The 4,513-nt window shown below is 70.2% G+C and carries 4 protein-coding genes; 2 read left to right on the top strand and 2 right to left on the bottom strand.

Features of this window, described 5'->3' with window-relative positions; all coding sequences use genetic code 11:
- Positions 1–153: 153 nt before the first annotated feature.
- Both araD and FV228_RS21165 read right to left on the bottom strand, forming a co-directional pair.
- On the bottom strand, positions 154–1,884 hold the full coding sequence (gene araD, locus FV228_RS21170; RefSeq protein WP_147856415.1) for an L-arabinonate dehydratase: 1,731 nt from the start codon (positions 1,882–1,884) through the stop codon (positions 154–156).
- 306 nt (positions 1,885–2,190) lie between these two features.
- Entirely contained in the window at positions 2,191–2,910 is a 720-nt protein-coding gene (locus tag FV228_RS21165) for a ribonuclease activity regulator RraA (RefSeq protein ID WP_147856414.1), read from the bottom strand.
- A 182-nt stretch (positions 2,911–3,092) separates the two neighbouring features.
- Between FV228_RS21165 and FV228_RS21160 the strand changes: the two genes are divergently transcribed.
- Both FV228_RS21160 and FV228_RS21155 read left to right on the top strand, forming a co-directional pair.
- Positions 3,093–3,785, top strand: a complete 693-nt coding sequence (locus FV228_RS21160) for a GntR family transcriptional regulator (protein WP_147856413.1) — start codon at positions 3,093–3,095, stop codon at positions 3,783–3,785.
- Positions 3,786–3,933: 148 nt separating this feature from the next.
- Positions 3,934–4,513 (top strand): thiamine pyrophosphate-binding protein (locus FV228_RS21155; RefSeq protein ID WP_246693978.1); only part of this gene is annotated, 580 nt, incomplete at its 3' end.

Raw genomic sequence — 4,513 nt, 5'->3', positions numbered from 1 at the left:
GCCCCGAGCAGGGCCGCGCCCGCGAGCAGGCCCCTGCGTGCGATCATCGCCATGTATCCTCCCGGTTCTTATCAGCCGCCGGCCATCGCCGACGGACCGCTCTTTCGACGGGCTGCCTTGCGCCGGGCTGGGACCGCGTCCGGCGGGCTGGCGTCAGTGGATCTCGGGTTCGGGAATGCCGCCGGCGCCCTCCAGGAAATCGAAGTCGCAGCCCTCGTGCGCCTGTCGGACGTGCTGGGCGAACAGGCGGTTGTAGCCCCGCGGATAGGCCCGGTTCGGCGGTACGAACGCGGCCACGCGGGCGGCGATCTCGGCCTCGCCGAGGTGCAGGTGGATGCGCCGCTCGGCCACGTCGACCGTGATGCGGTCGCCGTTGCGCACCGCGGCCAGCGGCCCGCCGGCCGCCGATTCCGGCGAGACGTGCAGGATGCAGGCGCCGTAGCTGGTGCCGCTCATGCGCGCGTCCGAGATCCGCAGCATGTCGCGCACGCCCTGCCGGAGCAGCACCTTCGGGATCGGCAGCATGCCCCATTCCGGCATGCCCGGGCCGCCGATCGGGCCGGCGTTGCGCAGGACCATGATGTGGTCCGGGGTGACGTCGAGGTCGAGGTCGTTCACCGCCGCGCTCATGGCGTCGTAATCGTCGAACACCAGGGCCGGGCCGGTATGCTTGAGGAAGCGCGGATCCGCGGCCGGCGGCTTGATCACGCAGCCATGCGGCGCGAGGTTGCCGTACAGGATCGCGGTGCCGCCGGTCGTCACGATCGGCTTGTCCAGCGGGCGGATCACGTCGTCGTTGTAAACGCTCATGCCGGCGAGCCCGTCGCCGACCGTACCGCCCGTGACCGAGCGGGCGTCGAGGTGGAGGAGGGGGGACAGCCGCACCATCAGCGCCCGGATGCCGCCGGCGATGTGGAAGTCCTCCATCAGCCACTGGCCCGAGGGCCGCAGGTTGGCGATCACCGGCACCTTCTGGGCGAACTCGTCGAACTCCGTGAGCTTGATCGGGATCCCGGCCCGCCCGGCCATCGCCACCAGATGGATCATCGCGTTGGTCGAGCCGGCGAGCGCGTTGTGGACCACCAGGGCGTTGTCGATCGAGCGCCGGTCGAGGATGTCGGACGGCTTCAGATCCTCCCAGATCATCTCGACGATGCGCCGGCCGCAGGCGCTGGCCATGCGCGGATGGTCGGCGTCGGCAGCGGGAATCGAGGCCGAGCCCGGCAGCGACAGGCCCAGAGCCTCGGTGATCGACGTCATCGTCGAGGCCGTGCCCATGGTCATGCAGGTTCCGGCCGAGCGGGCGATGCCCGCCTCCATGTCGTTCCACTGCTGCGTGGTGATGGCGCCGGCTTCCTTCTCGGCCCAGTACTTCCAGACGTCGGAGCCCGAGCCGAGGATCGTCCCGCCGGAATGCCCCCGCATCATCGGCCCGGCCGGCAGGAAGATCATCGGCAGGTTCATGGAGATGCCGCCCATCACCGTGCCGGGCGTGGTCTTGTCGCAACCGCCCATCAGCACCGCCCCGTCGACCGGGTGCTGGCGCAGAAGCTCCTCCACCTCCATGGCCAGGAGGTTGCGGTAGAGCATCGTGGTCGGCTTGACGAAGTTTTCGGACAAGGAGAGCGCCGGGAGTTCGATCGGAAACCCGCCCGCTTGCCAGACGCCGCGCTTCACGTGCTCGACGCGCGCTTTGAAATGCTGGTGGCAGGGATTGATGTCGCTCCAGGTATTGATGATCCCGACGATCGGCTTGCCGGTGAAGTCGGCGCGCTCGTAGCCCATCTGAAGCATCCGCGAGCGGTGGCCGAAGCTGCGCAGGTCGGTGGCGCCGAACCAGCGCTGACTGCGCAGATCACCGAGGGTCTTCTTGTGTGCGGTCATCAAGCGGTCTCCGGTCTCACGCGTTCGGTCGGGCAGAGTGGATCGGTTCGGCTTCGGCGACGCCTTGGCCGCCACAGCGGAGCGGGCCGCAAAGAAGGCGACGATGCTGGAGCTGACCGCGCAGGCCGCCGAGAAATACAGTCTGGCCTCGCAGGTGCCAGTGGCCTCCGTCGGGATGGTATCGTTGTCTTCGCCGGCGCGCTGGCGTTGCACGCCGGTCGACCCGAACCGCCCACAGTCGATCCCGAGCGTCTCACGGACGTCCTGCTAGAGCCGCACGCGCCACCGTACCGGGGCCACCCTTTGTCAGCGCCCGGTCTGCTTCCGCCACGCGGCGAAGTCGGCGAGACTCTGCTCGTCGGTGGCTGGGTAGAGGCCGAGGATCGAGCGCCCCTTGCGGACCTCTTCGGTGACGAAATCTTCGTAGGCGGTCATCTCCACCGCCTCGTCGGCGACCTCGTCGGCGAGATGGGCCGGAATCACCGCCACGCCGTCGCCGTCGCCCACGATCACGTCGCCCGGGAAGACCGGGGCGTCGCCGCAGCCGATCGGCACGTTGATGTCGATGGCCTGATGATGGGTGAGGTTCGTCGGCGCCGAGGGGCGCACGTGGTAGCTCGGCATGTCGAGTTGGGCGATCTCGTCGGCGTCGCGGAAGCCGCCGTCGGTGACGAGCCCGGCGCAGCCCCGCACCATCAGCCGGGTCGCCAGGATCGAGCCGGCCGAGGCCGCCCGGGCGTCCTTGCGGCTGTCGATCACGAACACGGCGCCGGGCGGGCACTCCTCCACCGCCTTGCGCTGCGGATGCGCGCGGTCGCGGAACACCGTGATCGGGTTCAGGTCCTCGCGGGCGGGCATGTAGCGCAGGGTAAACGCCTCGCCGACCATCGTGCCGCCGCCGGCCTTCAGCGGGCGCACGCCCTGGATCATCTGGTTGCGCAGGCCGCGCTTGAACAGCGCGGTCATCAGCGTCGCCGTGCTGACGGTCTTGAGCTTGTCGCGCGTCGCAGGGGACAGCCCGGCCATCCGCATCTCCTCCCATGAAGGCGGTCGCCATCGAGCCCGGATCGTCGAGGATCCGGTCGGCGCAGTTGCGCCCTGGGCGACCCCTGATATCTCAGCGCTTGAGTAGGGCGCCGACTGGAGCCATTGTCAACTGAAGCAAGCCAAGGCTTCGGGAGGGGATCGGGTTGGGGGATGCGAGGAGCTTGACGGCGGGCCCCGACGCGCGCGCGATCGAGACCGACGCGGGACGGGCTCGGTCCCTCGCCGAGACCGCCTACGACGCCATCGAGCAGATGATCATCAGCCGCCGCCTCGCGCCGGGTGCGATGGTGTCCGAGGGCGAACTCGGCGCGGAACTGGCGCTCGGGCGCACCCCGGTCCGCGAGGCGCTGGCGCGGCTCAAGACGATCGGCTTCGTCGAGGTCCATCCGCGCCGCGGCGTGCTCGTCACCCCGGTCGACGTCATCCGCCACCTCGAATTGCTGGAGGTCCGGCGCCCGCTGGACGAGACGATGGCCCGCTGCATCATCGCCCGCGCGTCGGACCAAGACCTCGACGCCCTGCAGCGGCATACCGAGGGCTTGCTGGTGGCCGCGGGGGCCCGGGACCGCGAGGTCTACTTCCGGCTCAAGCGCGCCCTGCACGAGGCGATGGTCGCAGCGGCTTACAACCAGACGCTGACCGGCACGATGGGCCCGCTCCACGCCCAGTCCCGGCGCTTCTGGTACAGCCACGAGCTCACCGCCAGCTTCCGAGACTGCGCCGGGATCCACGCCACGATCGTGGCCGGCATCGCCGCCCGGGACGCCGAGACGGCCCTTGCCGGAATCGCGACGCTGTTCGATCTCCTCGATCAGATGACGCGACGGGCCCTCGACCGCCGGCCTCTGGTCTGACAGGTTGACCGGGCCACCCGCAGCCCTACCCTGAGGCTGACATATCAGTCGCATCCCAGGACACGGCATCGGTAAGGCGCAGGGCCGCAACAGGCCGGCCGCCCCTGGAGACCTCCTCCGGGCGGCATCATCGCCAGGGAGAAACGGCTTGAGCGGATTGCCCACACGCACCGGTGCGCAGGTGCTCGTCGATCAGTTGCTCGTCCAGGGCGTCGAGCGGGTGACCTGCGTCCCCGGCGAGAGCTACCTCGCGGTGCTCGACGCCCTGCGCGACAGCGGCATCGACGTGCTCGTGTGCCGGCAGGAGGGTGGCGCCGCGATCATGGCGGAGGCCGCCGGCAAGCTCACCGGCCGGCCGGGCATCTGCTTCGTCACCCGCGGCCCCGGAGCTACCAACGCCTCGGCGGGCGTCCACATCGCGCGCCAGGATTCGACGCCGATGATCCTGTTCGTCGGGCAGATCGGCCGGGCGATGCGGGGCCGGGAGGCGTTCCAGGAGGTCGATTACCGCCAGATGTTCGGCGGGCTGGCCAAGTGGGCGGTGGAGATCGACGACGCGGCCCGCATCCCGGAGATCCTCGCGCGGGCCTTCCGGGTCGCAATCCAGGGCCGGCCCGGGCCGGTGGTGATCGCCCTGCCGGAGGACATGCTCGACGATGTCGCGGCGGTAGCCGACGCGCCGCGGGTGGTCCCGGCCGAGCCCGCCCCGTCGCCTGAGGATGTCGAGC

It is taken from the genome of Methylobacterium sp. WL18 (assembly GCF_008040015.1).
Classification (GTDB): domain Bacteria; phylum Pseudomonadota; class Alphaproteobacteria; order Rhizobiales; family Beijerinckiaceae; genus Methylobacterium; species Methylobacterium mesophilicum.
The sequence above is the reverse complement of the archived record's forward strand: the minus strand, read 5'-3'. Positions and strand labels throughout refer to the sequence as shown.